At 64.4% G+C, this 447-nt stretch carries 1 protein-coding gene; it reads left to right on the top strand.

Annotated elements, in window-relative coordinates; translation table 11 throughout:
• Positions 1-19: 19 nt before the first annotated feature.
• Positions 20-447, top strand: a 428-nt coding sequence (locus AC0IYH_RS29380) for a sugar phosphate isomerase/epimerase family protein (RefSeq protein ID WP_471837560.1), incomplete at its 3' end; no start/stop codon positions are given.

The following is a 447-nucleotide window of genomic DNA, read 5'->3' as shown; positions in this document are numbered from 1 at the left end:
CGACACGATGGACCATGCGATGCTGCGCCGGACCACGGACCGGCTCGGGCTGAAGGCACCGTCCGCGCATATCAGTTATGACGCGCTGCTGCGACATTTCGATCAGTCGGTGACGATGGCGAAGACGCTGGGCGCGACGACAGTCGTCCTGCCGTACATGACCGACGAGCATCGGACCGAGGCGGGCTGGAACGCGGCGCTGCCGAACATCAACCGTTTCGCCGCGGACCTGAAGAAGGCGGGGCTGGGCTTCGCCTATCACAACCACGACTTCGAGTTCACGATCAAGCCGGGTGGCGTCAGCCTGTACGACCGGTTGCTCAAGGAAACCGACCCGTCGCTCGTGAAGCTGGAACTGGACCTGTACTGGGCGGTGCACGCGGGTGAGGATCCGAAGGCGCTGATCGAGCGGCTCGGGTCGCGGCTCTACGCGTACCACGTCAAGGA

The sequence above is a fragment of the Pseudomonas sp. AC463 genome (assembly GCF_979253585.1).
The sequence above is the reverse complement of the archived record's forward strand: the minus strand, read 5'-3'. Positions and strand labels throughout refer to the sequence as shown.